The sequence below is a fragment of the Sphingomonas sp. genome, from assembly GCF_013812825.1.
Classification (GTDB): domain Bacteria; phylum Pseudomonadota; class Alphaproteobacteria; order Sphingomonadales; family Sphingomonadaceae; genus Sphingomicrobium.
Genome location: NZ_JACCSU010000070.1, coordinates 35,388 through 51,478, shown reverse-complemented (window position 1 = coordinate 51,478; position 16,091 = coordinate 35,388). Strand labels below are relative to the sequence as shown.

Here is a 16,091-nt window from a genome sequence, read left to right as displayed (position 1 = left end):
ATGCTTGTTATCGATGCGCCCGTTCTGGTCGGGCTTGCCGCGTTCATCACCAGCCTGTCGACGCTGATCTGGGCGGTTCGTCGCAAGCCCTGAGCGAGCGCTTCATTTGCTCGGCTTGGCGCTCGGGATCGTCGCGACGAGCCGCCGCCCCTGCCAGATCTCGCATGCGCTCGCTCTGCCGAGGCCGCGGGCGGCCGCGACCGCCTGCTCGTCGCTCTCAGCTCGAAGCACGTCGGCGGCGCGGGCGATCCGCTTCGCCCCGTCGAGACAGTAAAGCTTGTACTCGGGCATGCCCCACCCCCGAGCCGTTCGATAGCCGAAATCCCGGCGTTCCCCGAGTCCGCGGGCCGACAGTTGTTAAATTTACGTTTGTTGGGTGGACAAGCGCGCCGCCAGGCGCCGCTCGACCAGCCGGATCGCCTCGGCGATCGCCTGATCGATGTCGAGCCCGCTGGTGTCGAGCAAGTCGGCGTCGTGCGCCTGGGCGAGCGGGCTGATCTGGCGGTTCGTGTCGCGCTCGTCGCGGGCCCGGATGTCGGTCAGCACGTCCTCGTAATGGGCGGGCAGCCCGCGCTCGAGCAACTCGCGGACGCGCCGTTGGGCCCGCACCTCGGCCGCGGCGGTGACGAACAGCTTGGCGTCGGCTTCCGGAGCGACCACCGTGCCGATGTCCCGGCCGTCGAGCACCGCCCCGCCCGGCTGGCCGGCGAACTGCCGCTGGCGGTCGAGCAGCGCGGCGCGGACCGACGGGTAGGCCGAAATCCGCGAGGCGATGCTCGACACCGCTTCGCTGCGCAATTCCGCGTCCGCCGGGTCGACCGCGGCGACGTCGCACCCCCGCAGCGCTTCGAACTCGCTCGAAGGGTCGCCGCCCCAGCGCCACAGGTTCAGGGCCACCGCTCGGTAGAGCATTCCGGTGTCCATGTGCGGCAGCTTGAAGTGGCTGGCGAGCGCCCGGGCGATGGTCCCCTTGCCGCTCGCCGCGGGTCCGTCGACAGCGATCAGAATCCGCTCCGCAGCCACGTTCTCGTTGTCGTAGTGCTCGTTCAAGCACCGCGCTTTGACAGGGCTCCAAGCCTATGGCAAGGCGCCCGCCGCACGGTGCCGGGCTTCCCTTCAGGCCTTCCGGACCGAACCCGAAACTGGAGTGAAACTCACCATGGTGAAGCCCGAATGGGGCGCCAAGCGCACTTGCCCCAAGTGCTCGACCCGCTTCTACGATCTCGGCAAGGACGATCCGGTCCATTGCATCGAATGCGGCAATGAATGGGTGCCCGAGCCGATCCTCAAGTCCAAGCAGCCGCTGCCGTTCGAGCCGGCCGCTCCGGTCGCCAAGGAGCCCGTTGCCGAGACCGATCTCGAAGCCGAGGATCTGGCGATCGACGAGGACGAGGAGCCGTCGGCCGACGACGAGGTCGACCTCACCACCGGCGACGACGATCTCGGAGTCGAAACCGAGGCCAAGGAAGACGAAAGCTAGGCTCCAGCGGTCGGGAGCGCTGCACAGGCGCTCGATTTTCAAGTTTTCAGGAGAGACAAGTTCGCCTAAAAGCGCTTGTCGGACGGGGCCGTAGCTCAGCTGGGAGAGCGTCGCAATGGCATTGCGAAGGTCAGGGGTTCGATCCCCCTCGGCTCCACCATCCGTCCACGCTGGCCGCCCCCGCGGAGGCCACTGCCGAGCTTGTTCCGCTCCTAGCTCAACTGGATAGAGCGCCGGGCTTCGAACCCGGAGGTTGGGGGTTCGAGCCCCTCGGAGCGGGCCAGCGCCCGGCGCTACTAAGAGGCAAGCGCCGCGGCTTGGCGGGCGCGCTCGGCGACGGCCAATAGGTCCGTCTCACCGCGGCCGACCAGCCAGCTGCCGCCGACGCAGTGCACCGCCTCGAGCGCCAGCCAGTCGCCCGCGCTTTCGGACGTGATTCCCCCGGTCGGGCAGAAGCGCACGTCGCCGAACGGCCCGGCGAGCGCCTTCAGCGCCGGGATTCCGCCCGAGCTTGCCGCCGGAAAGAACTTGAAGCGGTCGAGCCCGAGGTCGAGCCCGCGCATGATGTCGCCGGCACTCGCCACCCCGGGCAGGAACGGCACGCCGCTCGAGATCGCTTCGTCGGCCAGCGGCTCGGTCAGGCCCGGCGAAACGATGAAGCGGGCACCCGCCTCCGCAGCGGCGACCAGCTGGCCCGCATTGAGAACGGTCCCGGCACCGACGATCACACCCGAAACGCCGGCCATGACCCGGATCGCATCCAGTGCGTGCGGGGTTCGCAAGGTCACCTCGATTACCGGAAGGCCGGCCTCGACCAGCGTTTCCGCCAGGGTGGCCGGGTCGAGCGAGCCGTCGAGCACCAGCACCGGGATCACCGGCGCTTTGCGCATGATCTCGTCGATGGTCACCGATAGGCCTGGGCGAAGGCTGCCGCTGCGCCGAACAGCCCGGGCTGCGGATGCGTAACGAGCTTGACCGGAATCGCCTCCATGCGCCGCTCGAAGCGGCCTTTGGCGATGAAGCGGTCGTCGAAGCCCGATTTGTGGAGATGGTCGCGGAGCCGGTAGCCGAGGCCACCGGCAATGACGACTCCGTTGGCGCCGTGGGCCAGCGCAAGGTCGCCGGCCACCGCTCCCAGTGCCAGGCAGAAGCGGTCGAGCGCCGCCGAGGCGAGCGCATCGCTGCCCTCGAGCGCGGCGCTCCACAGCGCCTTGTCCTCGGGCGGGGTCACCGCCCGGCCCTCGATCGCGGCCAGCGCGGTGTAGGTGTTTACGAGGCCCGAGCCGCTGGCGATCCGCTCGACCGAGACTCGGCGAAAGCTGCGCCGCAAATGGGCGAGGATCTGGTCTTCGAGGCTGTCGAGCGGAGCAAAATCGACATGGCCGCCCTCGGTCTCGATCACGTGGCGGTGCTCGCCGTCGATCAGCAATTGCGCGACCCCCAGGCCCGTGCCGGGTCCGACGATGGTCGTCACGCCTTCGCGCGGCAGCTCCAGATCCGGTCCGCAGACATGGAGAAAATGCTCGGCGCCGAATTCAGCCACCGCGTGGGCGATCGCACCGAAATCGTTGACGATGAGGTGCCGCGTGACCCCGAGCTTTTCCTCCATCAGCGCCGGGCGGATCACCCACGGGTTGTTGGTCAGCTTTAAGAGCTCGCCGCCGACCGGCCCGGCGAACGCCATTCCGAGCGCGTCGGGCAGATCGCCGTCCGCCTGCCGCCCGAACTCCTCCCAGGCGGTTCGGAAGCTCGCATGCTCGGCGGTCTTCAGGGTCACCGGCTCGCCCAGTGCGACGACGTGGCCTGAATCGATTTGGGCCAGCGCGAACCGCGCGTGGGTGCCGCCGATGTCGGCGACGGCAATGGTCCGGCTCATGCGAGTTCGAGGTCCATTTCCGCGAGCATCGCGGAGCCGCCGGCCTCGGCGTCGTTGCAATAGCGGCGCATCAGAGCGAACAGCTCGCGCCCGGTGCCGAGCGGCGGCGCCGGCGCCGGCGCCGGTTCGCGCGCGGCGATATCCACTCCGACCGCTTCCAGCCGTCCGTCGTGTCCGCACAGCCGGATCAGGTCGCCGTCCCGGATCCTCGCCAGCGGCCCGTCGGGCAGCGCTTCGGGCGAGACGTGGATCGCCGCGGGAACCTTGCCGCTGGCGCCGGACATGCGCCCGTCGGTGATCAGCGCGACCCGGTGGCCGCGGTCCTGGGCGACGCCGAGCGCCGGGGTCAGCTTGTGCAGCTCGGGCATGCCGTTCGAGCGCGGGCCCTGGAAGCGGACCACGACCGCCATGTCACGGTCGAGCTCGCCGGCCTTGAACGCCTCGAGCACCTCGTTCTGATCGGAAAAGCAGCGCGCCGGCGCCTCGATCGTCCAGCGGTCGGCCTCGACCGAGCTGGTCTTGAAGATCGCCCGGCCCAGGTTGCCCGCGACCAGCTTCATTCCGCCATCGGGCAGGAACGGGTCGGAAACCGGGCGCAGCATGTCGAGGTCGAGGCTGTCACCGGCGGGCTTCCACGCCAATGCGTTGCCTTCGATCACCGGGTTGGCGGTGTAGGCGCTGAAATCGTCGGCGCCCGCGGTCAGGGTGTCGGCGTGGATCAGGCCCTGGGACAGCAGGGTCGAGGCGACGAACGCCATTCCGCCCGCGGAGTGGAAGTCGTTCACATCGCGAGCGCCGTTGGGGTAGATGCGCGCGATCAGCGGCACTTGCGACGACAACATCGCGAAATCCTCCCAGTCGACGCTGATGCCCGCCGCCCGGGCGATCGCCGGCAAATGGATCGCGTGGTTGGTCGAGCCGCCGGTCGCCAGAAGCCCGACCATCGCGTTGACGACGGCTTTCTCGTCGACCACCTCGCCCAGCGGCCGAGCGCCGTCGCGGCCCAGCTCGGCCAGCCGGTGGACGGCGGCCCGGGTCAGCGCCTGGCGCAACGGGTCCTGCGGGTTGACGAACGCCGCGTTGGGGATGTGAAGCCCCATCAGCTCCATCATCATCTGGTTGGAATTGGCGGTGCCGTAGAAGGTGCAGGTGCCAGGGCTGTGGTACGACTTCGACTCCGCCTCGAGCAGCTCGTCGCGGCTCGCCTTGCCTTCGGCGAACAGCTGCCGGACGCGCTGCTTTTCCTTGTTCGGCAAGCCCGACGGCATCGGCCCGCCGGGAATCAGAAGCGCCGGCAAATGCCCGAACCGGAGCGCCCCGATCAGCAGCCCCGGGACGATCTTGTCGCAGATGCCAAGCAGCGCCGCGGCGTCGAACATTCCGTGGCTCAGCGCGACCGCCGTCCCCATCGCGATCACGTCGCGGCTGAACAGCGACAGGTCCATGCCCGGCTGGCCCTGGGTGACCCCGTCGCACATCGCCGGAACGCCGCCGGCGACCTGGGCGGTTGCCCCGGCCTCGCGGGCGAAAATCTTGATCTGCTCGGGGTAGCGTCCGTACGGCTGGTGCGCCGAGAGCATGTCGTTGTAGGCGGAGACGATGCCGATATTGGGGCCGCTCATCGTTTTGATGCGGTCCTTGTCGTCGCCGGCGGCGGCGAAGCCATGGGCGAAATTGCCGCACGACATGCGCGGCCGGCCGATGCCCCGCTCCTTCTGCTCGGCGATCAGCTCGAGGTAGCGCCGACGCTTCGGTTTCGATCGCTCGATGATCCGGTCGGTGACCCGGGCCACGGTTGCATTGAGCGTCATTTTCCCAACTCCTGCGATACGCCCGTGCCGCTTACTCGTGCCAGCTGACGCCGTCGCGCTCGGTCAGCGCAATTGCGGCCGAAGGTCCCCAGGTTCCCGCCGCATACGGCCGAGGCGCAACTCCGGCCTCGGACCAGCCGGCGCGGATGGCGTCGATCCATTCCCATTGCGCCTCGACCTCGTCGCGGCGAACGAACAAGGTGGGGTCGCCCTCGATGAGGTCAAGCAGCAGTCGCTCGTAGGCGATCCGCCGGCGCTGGTCGGCGAACGCGTTGGCCAGCCCGAGGTCGAGCGGCACTTCGCGAAGGCGGATCCCGTGGCGGTCGAGGCCCGGAGTCTTGGCCATCACCAGCAAGCGGATGGTTTCTTCCGGCTGAAGCCCGATGACAAGCTTGTTGGGAACGGTGGCCGCGCCGCGGGCGGCGAAGATCGAATAGGGGACGCCGTTGAACTGGATGAAGATCTCGGTCTGCCGCTCGGGCAGGCGCTTGCCGGTGCGCAGGTAGAAGGGCACTCCCTTCCACCGCCAGTTGTCGACATAGGCCTTCAAGGCGATGAACGTCTCGGTCGAGCTGTCGCGGCCGAGCTCCTCGACATAGCCGGGCATCGTCTGCCCATCGATCGCGCCGCGGCCGTACTGGCCGGTGACAATGTGGGCGGCGATGGTTTCGCTGGTCGGCCGCCGAAGCGAACGCAGGACCTTGACCTTCTCGTCCCGGACAGCCGTCGCGTCGAAATTGGTCGGCGGCTCCATCGCGACCAGCGCCAGCAGCTGCAGCATGTGATTCTGGACCATGTCGCGGAGCGCCCCGGCGCCGTCGTAATAATCGCCGCGGCCCTCGATCCCGACCGTCTCGGCGACGCTGATCTGGACATGGTCGATATGGGTGCTGTTCCACAGCGGCTCGAACAGCGAATTGGCGAAGCGCAGAGCGAGCAGATTCTGGACGGTTTCCTTGCCGAGATAATGGTCGATCCGGAAGGTGCGCTCCTCGGGGAAGGCCGCTGCGACCGAATCGTTGATTTCCCGGCTCGACTTCAAGTCCGAGCCCAGCGGTTTTTCCAGCGCCATCCGAACCGTCGGGCAGGCGAGCCCGACCGCGGCCAGCCCGTCGATGGTCGGCTTGAACAAGGATGGCGCCGTCGACAGGAAGATCGCCAGCCCGCGCGCCGGGTCGCCGACGGCTTCGGCGAGACGCTGAAAACCCGCCTCGTCGGCGATGTCGAGCGGCACGTAGGCAAGCCGCTTGAGGAAGCGCTCACCGATTTCGGGATCGTAGAAGCCGGCGGCGAGGTGCTCGTCGAGCGCCTGCTTGGCCTTGTCGCGGTAGCCGTCGTCGTCGAGCTCGCTTCGAGCGGTGCCGATGATCGTCAGATCGTCGGGCAGCAGCCCGTCGGCGTCGAGCCCGTACAGCGACGGAAGCAGCATCCGCCGGGCCAAATCGCCCGTCGCTCCGAACAGCAGCAGTGCGGAAACCTTATCGGCCATGCGCTCCCTTACGCGGCGGCAGCAGGAAACGCAGCGGGATTTCAACGCGCGAGGCCCAGCTGATCTCGTTGTGCGCCTGGCCGGGGAAGTTGCGGCTGATCCAGTTGCGGCCCAGCCGGTAGCCTCGCCTCGCGACCACTCGATCGATGCGCATCTGGTAGCGGGCGTAGACCGCATCCAGGGTTTCGCTGCCATGGTCGAAGTACAGCCGGTGGGTGCGCGGCGAAGGCAGAGACGGCGCCAGATAACGCTCGAACGCGGAGGACACCGTCTCATAATCGGAGTCGCTGAGTGTCTTGCCTTCCGGCGGGATCATCAGCGGCCAGTGCGTCGAGACCATGCCCGCGCCGCCGAAGACATGGGGATATTCGCTGATCGCGTAAAGCGAGATCAACGCTCCCATCGACGAACCCATGATCGCCGTGTCGGAACGGCCGGTGCGCACTTGGTAAGCGCGGTCGATGCGCGGCTTGAGCTCACGGACGATGAACTTTAGGTAGCCGTCGGACAACGGGTCGCCGCCGTAGAGGCCGCGCACCCGCTCCATGTACGCCGGCGGAAGACGCCGGAACGCCTTTGACGGCACATATTCGCGCAGGCGCTTGGGCGTGTTCCAGATCGCGACGACGATCGTCGGACGGACCTTGTTCTGGGCAATCAGCCGGCCGAGCACTTCGTCGATCTTCCACTCCATCCCGCCAAAGCCGGTTTCCGGATCGAACAGATTCTGGCCGTCGTGCATGTAGAGCACCGAATGCCGAGGCCCGCCCGGCCGGTAGCTGGCCGGCAGCCACACGGTCACCTTGCGCGGGTCGGCGTAGCGCGACTGCACGATGCCGAGATCGTCGAGCTTGCCCGTGGAAATGCCGGCCGCCGCGGGGACAGCGGCCAGAAGCATCGCCAGGAACAGCGCGAGCCGAGCGATCACGCGGCGTCCTCGAGCATTCCGAGCGCCTCGGAGTGCGGCCGAAAGGTCTTCGCGCACTCGGCGATGAAGCGGTCGATCTCGTCCATGTCGACCGGGACGATGTCGGGTCCCGGCGGGCGAAGCTTCGATGCATCCGGGAAATTGCCGTAGCCGGCGAGCATGCAGTGCCACGACACGGCGCTGTAATAGCCGCCGATGTCCTGCTCGGCGACTTCGCGGTCAAGCTCGCCGCCGCTGAACCAGGCGCTGATGATCCCCTTGAGGCTGTCGGACAGTTCGGTCATCGCTGCGGCGTCGCGCCAATAGTCGGTGTCGCGGCGAAGCTGCGTGCGATAGTGGCAGACGATGTAATCGCGGATGCCTTCGTAGCGCCGCGCCGTGGCGTCGTTGAAGCGACTGCGCGCCGCCTCCTCCATGCCTTGCGAATCGACCTCGGCGATGAACTCGTCGACCGTCGTCAGGACGATGTGCAGCGCGGTCGCTTCGAGCGGCTCGAGAAAGCCCTGGGCGAGCCCGATCGCGAGGCAATTGCTGACCCAGCTTCGCTCGAGCCGGCCAACTCGCATCTCGAGGTGGCGGACCTCGGCGTCATTCGCCAGCCCGAGGTGCGCTCGAAGCTCGGCGGCGGCCTCGTCGGGATCGATGTAGCGCGACGAATAGACGTAGCCATTGCCGATTCGGCTCGTCAGTGGGATGTGCCAGATCCAGCCGGCGCTTTTCGCTGTCGCCAGGGTGCAGCATCCGGGCCCTTCGTCCGGCAGCGGAGTCGGAGCGACGACCGCCCGGTCGTTGAACAGATTGTCGGCGAACGAGCGACGCGGCTCCCCGAGCGATTGCTCGATGATCAGCGCTCGAAACCCGCTCGCATCGACGAAAAACTCGGCTTCGAAGCGGCGGCCGTCCTCGGCTTCGAGGGCGATGGCGTCGCCGTTCTCGCCCAGCTCGACCGAGGCAATTTTCGCGTCGACGTGCTCGACACCGCGGCCGGTCGCGACTTCCTTGAGATATCGGCCGAGCAACACCGCATCGAAATGATAGCCATAGCTCGCCTGGAATGCGGCATCGGCCGGCGCGAGCGGCGCAAGGCGCTTCCGGGCGAGCGCTGTGTTGAGGAAGAAGCGGTCGGGATGCGCCCAGACGTCGCGGCCGGTGCGGCGCGCCCGCGTGTTGTAGAAGAACTTGTTGGCGGTGTGCGCGTCGGCCGTGGTCAGGAACGGGTGAAAGTAGCGGTCGAACCCCGGCCGGTCGGACCAGTCGATAAAGCGGATGCCGGCTTTGTAGGTCGCGTTGCACCGCGGCATCCACTCCTGCTCGGAAATCCCGATCGTGTCGAAAAAGGCTTTCAACTGCGGAGTCGACCCTTCACCCACGCCGATGATCCCGATTTCGCTCGATTCGACCAGCGCGACGCGCGTGCCCAGGGTGCCCCAGCGGTGCTGGAACAGGTTGGCGGCCATCCAGCCGGCGGTGCCGCCGCCGAGGATCAGGATCGAAGGGGGCCGTCCGCCGTCGCTCACCGCCTGGCTGTCACTATTTGAGGGCCACGAACCGCACCGCCGTTCCGCCGCCCGGCGCGATCCGGATCGCCAGGCGATCGCCGCTGGTCACCGTCCGATTCTCGATCACGATGTCGCGCGGGTTGGTGCGGTAATCGGCGCGATCCCCGTCTCGGTAGATTTCGGCCCGGTAGCGGCGGCCCGGCGCGAGAAAGCCGAGCGCAACGTCGAACCGCCGTTCCTGCTCGTCGCCGACCGCCCCCAGATACCAGTCGGCCGAATTGCGGTCCTTGCGGGCAATCACCGCAAAGTCGCCGACCTCGCCTGCAAGCATGCGCGTGTCTTCCCAGTCGACCGGCACGTCCTTGATGAACTGGAACGGCCGTCGGTTGGCTTCGTAATTCTCAGGCAGATCGGCGGCCATCTGGAGCGGCGAATAGATGACGACGTAGAGCCCGAGCTGCCGGGCGAGCGTCGATGGGATCGCCGTGTCGCCCCTGCCGCGGAGGCTGAGGATCCCGGGGGTGTAGTCCATCGGTCCGGACAGCATGCGCGTGAACACCAAGTTCACTTCATGCTCGGGCGGGTTCTTGGGCTCGCCCCAGGCATTATATTCCATCCCCCGCTGACCCTCGCGGGTGACCCAATTGGGGTAGGTGCGCCTCAGGCCCGTGTCCTTGATCGGCTCGTGCGGATTGATGGAAATCCGGCGTCTTGCCGCTTCCCTGACCACCTTCAGATGATGGCGGGCCATCACCTGCCCTTCGTGCCACTCGAAGCGGATTCGGCCATCCGGACCGCGCGCCTGGATTCCGCCGGCGTCGGACACATAGCCGGTCTTCACCGCCTGAACGCCGAGTTGTTGATAGAGGTCGAGGCCAGCCTCGAGCTGATCTTCGTAGTGGGCGATATTGCCCGAAGTTTCGTGATGGCCGATCAGGCTGACGCCTTTGCGGCGGCCGTGGGCGGCGACCCTGGCGATGTCGAAATCGGGATAGGGTTCGGTGAAGCTGAAGTCGTCGCCGGTCGCGAACCAATCCTCCCAGCCCTTGTTCCAGCCTTCGATCAGCACGCCTCCAAAGCCGTGCTTTGCGGCGAAGTCGATCATCCTCATCGCGTAGGCGGTCGTCGCCCCATGCTTGGGCCCGGCGTGCCAGGTCTGAGTGTCGAGGTGCATGCCCCACCAGATGCCGACATATTTCATCGGCTTGACCCAGCTGACGTCGCCGAGCGCGTTGGGTTGGTTGAGGTTGAGGATCAGCGTGTTGGCCGCGTACAGGCTCGGCGCGTCCGCAGTAATCAGAAGCACCCGCCACGGCGTCGCGAACGGGGTCGCGCGCGCCACCTTCGGACCAGCCGCGGAGTAAGTGAGCACCGCTTCGAGCAGCCCATTCTCCACCTGGCGGACGTTCATCCCCGAATAATCGACCAGCGCCGCCTCGTGGATCGCGATGTGGACGCCGCTCGCGGTGCGCATGGTGAGCGGCGTCTGGGCGGTCGCGATGCCGCTGATCGGAGTCCGATTGTAGAGATATTCCTCGCGATTGGATTCGAACGCCGGCGACCACCACGCCTCGCCCGGCTCGACGACCCGGAATTGGGTCAGCTCTTCGGTGATGCTGACCTGGTTGAGGTTCGGCTGCTGCGGCAGCTCGTAGCGAAAGCCGATGCCGTTGTCGTAGAGCCGGAACACCAGCGTCATGCGGCGCTTGAGCTTGTCCTTTTCTTCAAGGCCGATGGCGAGCTCGTTGTAGCGGTCGCGGACGGTTCGCCATTCGCCCCACGGCTGCTCCCAACTCTGGTCGAAGCTGCGCCGGATTTGCCCGGTGAGCTGAAAGTTGCGCAGCAATTGCGGAGCATCGGCGAGCAGGAATCCGACATGGCTTTCGCCGATCACCGGCTGGCCAAGCCTGCTGACGGCATATCCGACGCGTCCCTCGCCGTTGATGGTGATGTCGAGGGCCAGCACTCCGCCAGGCGAGGTCGCGCTGGCAACCTTGTCCGCGGCCGCGGCGGGCACGGCGAGCACCAGCATGAGCAAAGCCAAAAGAGACCGGACCATCAGCTAATGTCCTCAATGGCCGCCGAAAATGCGCCGAGCGCTCCCGAAGACGCCTCGCCGGACGATATCAGGCTTGGGCCAGATGCCCGGAACGCCGCCGGCCGCTCCGAAAGGTTGAAGCTGCACAGCAACCGCCGGCCGTCGTGCGAGCGCTCGAAGCGCAGCAGCTGCTCGCCGGCCTCGATGATGTCCATCGACCCCAGGCGCAGCACGGCGCAGTCGGACCTGAACTTCAGGCAGCGCCGGGTGAAGGCCAGCATCGAGTCCGGATCGCCGACCTGCCGGTCGACGGACAGCGGACGGTGCTCGTCGCCCGCCGGAAGCCACGGCTCGCCGGTTGAAAAGCCGAGGTTCGGAGCCTCGCTGCGCCACGGCATCGGAGTCCGCACTCCATCGCGGCTGAGGGTCTGCGGCCAGTTGGCGATCGCCTCGGGATCCTGGAGCTGGTCGAACGGCACGTCGACCTGCGGCAGCCCCAGCTCCTCGCCCTGGAACAGGATGATCGACCCGCGCATCGCGCTGAGCAGCAGCATCTTGGTCCGCGCGAAACGGTCGGCCTGCTCGATCGGCGCCCAGCGCGACAGCGCCCGCGGAGCGTCGTGGTTCTCGAACGCCCAGGTCGGCCAGCCGACCCCGGGCCGGGCCGGCCAGTCCTGGGCGACCCGAGCGACGAGCTCCGGGGTCAGCCGCTCGGCATAGAGGAAGTCGAAACCGTAGGCGCTGTGCAGCCGCGAATTCCCCTGCGTGAAGACGTGCATTTCGCCCAGCGATCCGTCGCCGCCGACCTCGGCCAGGGTGAAGCGGCCGCCGTAGCCGTCGATCGCCCGCCGAAGCCGTTCGAGGAACAGGACGATGTCCGGGTGGGACTGGTTGTGCAGGTGCTGCTGGAAGTCGAACGGCCGAGTCCGCTTCCCGCCCGGGGGCGCCGGCGGATTATCGCGCAGCTGAGGGTCGTGCATGGCGAAATTGATCGCGTCGATCCGGAAGCCGTCGACGCCGCGGTCGAGCCAGAAGCGGGCGACATCCAAGAGCGCGTCCTGGACCGCGAGATTATGGAGGTTGAGGTCGGGCTGCTCGCGCAGGAAATTGTGCAGATAATATTGGCCGCGCCGAGCGTCCCAAGTCCAGGCGGCGCCACCGAATACCGATTGCCAATTGTTGGGCGGCGTACCGTCGGGCTTGGGGTCGGCCCACACGTACCAGTCGGAGCGCGGCCCGTCGCGGCTCGAGCGGCTCTCCAGGAACCACGGGTGCTGGTCGGAGCTGTGCGAATAGACCTGGTCGATCATCAACCGCAGGCCGAGCGAATGGACGCGCTCGACCAGAGCATCGAAGTCGGCAAGCGTTCCGAACACCGGGTCGACCGCGCAATAATCGGACACGTCGTAGCCGAAGTCGCGCATCGGCGAGCGGAAGAAAGGCGACAGCCAGATCGCATCCACTCCGAGGCTCGCGACATGCTCGAGACGTGCGGTGACTCCCGGCAGGTCGCCGATCCCGTCGCCGTTGCTGTCGGCGAAACTGCGCGGGTAAATCTGGTAGATCGCCGCGCCGCGCCACCACGGCGCCAGCTGCGCGGCGCTGAGTGTTTGCCGGTCAGCGAGCATTGCAGATCGCATAGCCGAGCGGCGGCAGGGTGATGCGGATGCTGCCGGGCGCCGATGCGGCGGCCGGACAAGCGCCGGCAAGGCTCGCGAAACGCGTGGAGCCGACCTCGACAATGATATTTCCGGCGATCGGCTGCGGCGAGGTGTTTAGGGCGACCAGCACCTCCTTGCCGTCCAGCACGCGCGAGAATGCGAGCAGCCCGGGAGTGTCGGCGCCCGCGCGAAACACGGTTGCGCCGTGGCGCAGAGCGGGCGTCCGCCTGCGGATGTCGGCAAGCTGCGCGATCAGGCGGTACAGCGGGTGGCCCGGGTTGAAGTTCGACTGGGCGGTGGTCCCGCGGGTGCCGAGCAGATCATTGTCGTTGTAGATGGCGACCCGCGACGGGAACATGTCCTCGCGCGCGTCCTGGTCGCCGCCGTCGCCGACAAAGCCCTGCTCGTCGCCCGAATAGATGGTCGGAACGCCGCGCGCGGTGAGCATCAGCACGTGGCCCAGCATGACCCGTTTCAAGACCTCATCGCTGCTGGCCTGGGGGAACCCCTTGCGGACATGGTGGGCGAACCGCCCCATGTCGTGGTTGCCGATGAAGGTCGGCAGCCGCAGCGCTGTCGCCTCGCCGCCCTCGTACAGCAGGTCCTCGGCAAAGAACTGGCGCCAGATCTCGGTCGGTTTGTTCCCGGCAATCGTCCTCAGCGCGCCTTCCTTGAACGCGAAGTCGAGCACCGTCGGCAGTTTGTCGCGCTTCGTGTGCAGCGCGAGGTAGCCCTGGTTGAAATCATCGTTGGCGACTTCGCCAAACATGTGGAAGTTGGGGATTCCGCGCCGCCGCGCCCGCTCGATCATCGCCGGCACGAACTGCTGCCAGAACTCGGGGTTGACGTGCCGCGCGGTGTCGATGCGGAAGCCGTCGATGCCAAAGCGGTCGATCCACGAGCCGTAGATCTCGATCATTCCGGCGACGACTTGCGGGCTCTCGGTGAAGAGGTCGTCGAGCCCGACGAAGTCGCCCATCAAGCTCGATTCCCCGCGGAAGGTCGAGTCCCCGCGGTTGTGGTAGTGGATCGGGTCGTTGAGCCAGGCCGGCACCTTCACCGATTTTTCGGCGTCCGGCACGCGCACAGTGTAAGCGTAATTGGTGTCGGTCAGCCGGCTGAAATTGGCGGCGGTGCCTTCGCCATGTCCAGCGAAGCCGGAGTTGATCGGCGGTCCGTTGACGCCGCCCCGGCGCTGGTACGGGTAGTCGGCGATGCTGCGGTAGGCGCATTGGCCGATCTGGACGCACTCGGTCGTCTGGATGACGTCCGCGGTATGATTGGTGATGATGTCCATGTAGACCTTCATCCCGCGCGCGTGCGCCGCGTCGACGAACGCCTTGAAGTCGGCGTTGCTGCCGAAGTGCGGGTCGACCTGGGTGAAGTCCGTCACCCAATAGCCGTGATAGCCTGCGCTCTCCTGCCCCCTGGGCCCCTGCACCGGCTTGTTCTTGAACACCGGCGCGAGCCACACGGCGGTCGCGCCGAGCCGCTGGATATAGCCGAGCCGCCGGGTCAGCCCCTTGAGGTCCCCGCCGTGGAAGAACCCCTTGTGGGTCGGGTCGAACCCTGTCGCCAGCCGGTCGCCGGTGATGCCGCCGCGGTCGTTGCCCCGGTCGCCATTCTCGAACCGGTCGGGAAGCAGGAAATAGATGACTTCGTCTTCGGGCGCGCGATCGCGGAGGCTCTGCGCGGCCGCGCCCGACGAGGCGAGCAGGGCCGCGCCGAATAGCCAGAGCGGGAATTTTCCAATCATGCCGGCACCTCCGTTGCGACCGCCTGTTGCGCTTCGGTCCGGGACAGGCGGTTCAGATAGTCGCGGTGGTCGGGCATCCGCCTGACCTTGGCTGCGATCAGCTCGCGGATCGAAGCGAGATATTGGTCGACATTGTCGTCGCCGGGCGCGTCGGCGAGCGGATGGTAGCTTCGCGGCAGGATGTTCTGCCCGACCATCACCTGGAGCCAGGCGACCTCGGTGAACAGCTCCTCGTTGAAGCGGAAGATCCGGCCGTGCGAGCGGAAGGTCTCGATCTTTTCGACGAGCGTGTCCGGGATTTCCATCTCGCGACAGCGCTTCCAGAACGGCTCGCTCCGCCCGTTCGCCCAATAATGCAGGATCAGGAAGTCGCGGATCTTCTCATATTCGAAGGTCAGCTTGGCGTTGTAGGCGGCGACGTCGGCCGGGTCGATGCCGTCGCGCGGAAGCAGGTCGACGAGATGCTTGATCCCCGACTGGACGAGATGGATGCTGGTCGATTCGAGCGGTTCGAGAAAGCCGCTGGCGAGCCCCAATGCGACGACGTTACCGCGCCAGAAATCCTGCCGACGGCCGGCGGTGAACTTCAGCGGCCGCGGCTCGCCGAGCGCCTTGCCGTCGAGGTTGGCCAGAAGCGTGGTCGCGGCCGCGTCGTCGCTGATGAAGTCCGAGCAATAGACGTAGCCGTTGCCGATCCGGTGCTGCAGCGGGATTCGCCACTGCCAGCCGGCCTCGCGAGCCGTTGCCCGGGTGACCGGGGTCAGCGGCTCGACCGACTCGCAGGGCACGGCCTGCGCCCGGTCGCATGGGAGCCATTGCGACCAGTCGACATAGGCACTGCCCATCGCCTCGCCGATCAGCAGCGCTCGGAAGCCCGAGCAATCGATGAACAGGTCGCCGGCGACCCGGCGGCCGTCCTCGAGCTCGACATGAGTGACATGGCCGCTTTCGCCGTCCCGGCCGACATCGGTGATCCGCCCCTCGAGCCGTTTCACGCCCCATTTCTCGGCATGATCGCGAAGATGGGCCGCGTAGAGGCTGGCGTCGAAATGATAGGCGTAGTTGGCCGCTCCGATCGGCGTCCGCGGCAGCGGGTCTTCGCGCATGAACACGTTGCTCGCCGCGGCCATCGCCGACAGGCTGTACTCCGCGAGGCCCGTCCGGTCGCCGCGGGCTCGCGCCTGGAGCCAGTAATGATGAAACGGGATCAGACCCAGATCCCGGCCCACCAGCCCGAACGCGTGGATATAGCGCTCGTCGGGCGCTCCCCAGCCGACGAAGTCGATCCCCAGCTTGAAGCTGCCCTTCGTCGCTCGGACGAACTCGGCCTCGTCCAGGCCGAGAACGCCGTTGAACAGCAGAATTTGGGGGATCGTCGCCTCGCCGACTCCGACGGTGCCGATCTGCTCGGATTCAACGAGCTCGATCGGCCATTGCTCGCCGATGATCCGGCCGAGCGCGGCAGCGGCCATCCAGCCGGCCGAACCGCCCCCGACGACGACGATTTTCATCGGCCTGCTTCTTTGCTTGCGGCGGCGGTCGAGTCGCCTCGA

General features: G+C 67.1%; 13 protein-coding genes and 2 tRNA genes. 3 read left to right on the top strand and 12 right to left on the bottom strand.

Features of this window, described 5'->3' with window-relative positions:
* Nucleotides 1–102: 102 nt before the first annotated feature.
* Nucleotides 103–291, bottom strand: a complete 189-nt coding sequence (locus H0T81_RS10080) for a hypothetical protein (protein ID WP_294012566.1) — start codon at nt 289–291, stop codon at nt 103–105.
* Between the two features lie 72 nt (nt 292–363).
* Nucleotides 364–1,008, bottom strand: a complete 645-nt coding sequence (gene cmk, locus H0T81_RS10075; protein WP_294012620.1) for a (d)CMP kinase — start codon at nt 1,006–1,008, stop codon at nt 364–366.
* Nucleotides 1,009–1,159: 151 nt separating this feature from the next.
* Here cmk and H0T81_RS10070 point away from each other — a divergent pair, with 151 nt between their 5' ends.
* From H0T81_RS10070 to H0T81_RS10060, 3 genes are all read left to right on the top strand, one after another.
* Complete coding sequence (locus H0T81_RS10070; RefSeq protein ID WP_294012617.1) at nt 1,160–1,480, top strand: TIGR02300 family protein; 321 nt, start codon at nt 1,160–1,162, stop codon at nt 1,478–1,480.
* 84 nt (nt 1,481–1,564) lie between these two features.
* Nucleotides 1,565–1,640, top strand: a tRNA-Ala gene (locus tag H0T81_RS10065).
* Nucleotides 1,641–1,686: 46 nt separating this feature from the next.
* A tRNA-Arg gene (locus H0T81_RS10060) sits at nt 1,687–1,763 on the top strand.
* Between the two features lie 13 nt (nt 1,764–1,776).
* Here the strand turns inward: H0T81_RS10060 and eda are convergent.
* The 10 genes from eda to H0T81_RS10010 are packed head-to-tail and all read right to left on the bottom strand — an operon-like array spanning nt 1,777 to nt 16,049.
* Nucleotides 1,777–2,370, bottom strand: a complete 594-nt coding sequence (eda, locus tag H0T81_RS10055; RefSeq protein WP_294012614.1) for a bifunctional 4-hydroxy-2-oxoglutarate aldolase/2-dehydro-3-deoxy-phosphogluconate aldolase — start codon at nt 2,368–2,370, stop codon at nt 1,777–1,779.
* Between the two features lie 14 nt (nt 2,371–2,384).
* Nucleotides 2,385–3,356: a glucokinase gene (gene glk / locus H0T81_RS10050; RefSeq protein ID WP_294012563.1), complete on the bottom strand. Its 972-nt coding sequence runs from the start codon at nt 3,354–3,356 to the stop codon at nt 2,385–2,387.
* Entirely contained in the window at nt 3,353–5,167 is a 1,815-nt protein-coding gene (gene edd, locus H0T81_RS10045) for a phosphogluconate dehydratase (RefSeq protein WP_294012560.1), read from the bottom strand. Before edd ends, glk begins: the two co-directional genes overlap by 4 nt.
* Nucleotides 5,168–5,198: 31 nt before the next feature.
* Nucleotides 5,199–6,656 (bottom strand): glucose-6-phosphate dehydrogenase, encoded by a 1,458-nt coding sequence (zwf, locus tag H0T81_RS10040; RefSeq protein ID WP_294012557.1) that lies wholly within the window; start codon nt 6,654–6,656, stop codon nt 5,199–5,201.
* Nucleotides 6,646–7,584, bottom strand: a complete 939-nt coding sequence (locus H0T81_RS10035) for an alpha/beta hydrolase-fold protein (protein WP_294012554.1) — start codon at nt 7,582–7,584, stop codon at nt 6,646–6,648. The genes zwf and H0T81_RS10035 overlap by 11 nt, the downstream gene beginning before the upstream one ends.
* Nucleotides 7,581–9,101, bottom strand: a complete 1,521-nt coding sequence (locus H0T81_RS10030) for a tryptophan halogenase family protein (protein ID WP_294012551.1) — start codon at nt 9,099–9,101, stop codon at nt 7,581–7,583. Before H0T81_RS10030 ends, H0T81_RS10035 begins: the two co-directional genes overlap by 4 nt.
* Before the next feature lie 13 nt (nt 9,102–9,114).
* The gene (locus tag H0T81_RS10025; RefSeq protein WP_294012548.1) at nt 9,115–11,142 is read right to left on the bottom strand and encodes a glycoside hydrolase family 97 protein; all 2,028 of its coding nucleotides are present in this window, start codon (nt 11,140–11,142) and stop codon (nt 9,115–9,117) included.
* Complete coding sequence (locus H0T81_RS10020; protein ID WP_294012545.1) at nt 11,142–12,749, bottom strand: alpha-amylase family glycosyl hydrolase; 1,608 nt, start codon at nt 12,747–12,749, stop codon at nt 11,142–11,144. Before H0T81_RS10020 ends, H0T81_RS10025 begins: the two co-directional genes overlap by 1 nt.
* Nucleotides 12,739–14,538, bottom strand: coding sequence for an alpha-amylase family glycosyl hydrolase (locus H0T81_RS10015; RefSeq protein WP_294012543.1), 1,800 nt, complete (start codon nt 14,536–14,538; stop codon nt 12,739–12,741). The genes H0T81_RS10020 and H0T81_RS10015 overlap by 11 nt, the downstream gene beginning before the upstream one ends.
* The gene (locus H0T81_RS10010) at nt 14,535–16,049 is read right to left on the bottom strand and encodes a tryptophan halogenase family protein (RefSeq protein WP_294012541.1); all 1,515 of its coding nucleotides are present in this window, start codon (nt 16,047–16,049) and stop codon (nt 14,535–14,537) included. The genes H0T81_RS10015 and H0T81_RS10010 overlap by 4 nt, the downstream gene beginning before the upstream one ends.
* Nucleotides 16,050–16,091 lie beyond the last annotated feature (42 nt).

Coding starts and splice junctions, on each gene's coding strand:
- H0T81_RS10080 (WP_294012566.1), bottom strand. CDS start 291: ATGCCCGAGTACAAGCTTTACTGTCTCGACGGGGCGAAGCGGATCGCC.
- H0T81_RS10070 (WP_294012617.1), top strand. CDS start 1,160: ATGGTGAAGCCCGAATGGGGCGCCAAGCGCACTTGCCCCAAGTGCTCG.
- eda (WP_294012614.1), bottom strand. CDS start 2,370: ATGCGCAAAGCGCCGGTGATCCCGGTGCTGGTGCTCGACGGCTCGCTC.
- glk (WP_294012563.1), bottom strand. CDS start 3,356: ATGAGCCGGACCATTGCCGTCGCCGACATCGGCGGCACCCACGCGCGG.
- edd (WP_294012560.1), bottom strand. CDS start 5,167: ATGACGCTCAATGCAACCGTGGCCCGGGTCACCGACCGGATCATCGAG.
- zwf (WP_294012557.1), bottom strand. CDS start 6,656: ATGGCCGATAAGGTTTCCGCACTGCTGCTGTTCGGAGCGACGGGCGAT.
- H0T81_RS10025 (WP_294012548.1), bottom strand. CDS start 11,142: ATGGTCCGGTCTCTTTTGGCTTTGCTCATGCTGGTGCTCGCCGTGCCC.
- H0T81_RS10020 (WP_294012545.1), bottom strand. CDS start 12,749: ATGCTCGCTGACCGGCAAACACTCAGCGCCGCGCAGCTGGCGCCGTGG.
- H0T81_RS10015 (WP_294012543.1), bottom strand. CDS start 14,538: ATGATTGGAAAATTCCCGCTCTGGCTATTCGGCGCGGCCCTGCTCGCC.
- H0T81_RS10010 (WP_294012541.1), bottom strand. CDS start 16,049: ATGAAAATCGTCGTCGTCGGGGGCGGTTCGGCCGGCTGGATGGCCGCT.